The following is a 679-nucleotide window of genomic DNA, read 5'->3' as shown; positions in this document are numbered from 1 at the left end:
GCCGGTCGTCAGGACGACGTTCGGATTCAGGGCGAGGTTCCTCGCCTTGCGTTCCTCCGGGCCCGTGCAGAAGTGCAGCGCGCCCCGCGACCACACCGCCGGCAGCGGCGTCACATGCGGCCGCCCGTCCGGCCGTACCGTCGAGATCCAGAACAGCTCGGCCCCGGTCAGCAGCTTCTCCGCCTCCGACCAGGGGATCGCCTCGGCCTTCTTGTCGCTGTAGCGCGTATCCAGTCGGGTCTGCGGTTGGTTACCGGTCATCGGACACCTCCAGTGGCTCCACAGGACAGACCGGCCGGGCCGCCGGAATTCATCGGCGCCACTTACAGGTACTCCGGCTAGGCTCGACCGGGTACGACCTTGATCGGGTGCGTACGACCGTGATCGGACGGGAGGGCGAGCATGACGGCGCCGGGGCGCAGGAGCAGTACCTTCACACGGCTGCTGCGGCACGGATTCACCGACCCGTCCGCCGCCGAGCAGCTCCTCGACCTGGACGCGCTCGCTTCCGTGCGGTCCGATCCGGTCCTCCTGGAGGCGCTCGGGGCCACCGCCGACCCCGATCGGGCCCTCCGCGGACTGGGCCGGATCGTGGAGGGGGGGGAGGAGAGCGAGCGGCAGGTGCTGCTCGACACCCTCGTCACCGCCAAGCCCCTGCGCGACCGGCTCCTCGGGGTCC

2 protein-coding genes are annotated in these 679 nt (G+C 70.8%); one reads left to right on the top strand and one right to left on the bottom strand.

From position 1 onward, the window contains the following. Nucleotides 1–261: pyridoxamine 5'-phosphate oxidase family protein (locus tag ACLZOT_RS49710; protein ID WP_416975946.1), on the bottom strand; the 261-nt coding region annotated here is incomplete at its 3' end. Between the two features lie 141 nt (nt 262–402). On the opposite strand from ACLZOT_RS49710, the gene ACLZOT_RS49705 reads away from it, so the two are divergent. Further along, nucleotides 403–679 (top strand): hypothetical protein (locus ACLZOT_RS49705; RefSeq protein WP_416975945.1); only part of this gene is annotated, 277 nt, incomplete at its 3' end.

Source organism: Streptomyces sp. 4F14 (genome assembly GCF_048159485.1).
Taxonomy (GTDB): Bacteria; Actinomycetota; Actinomycetes; order Streptomycetales; family Streptomycetaceae; genus Streptomyces.
This window is presented reverse-complemented; position numbering and strand designations above follow the sequence as displayed.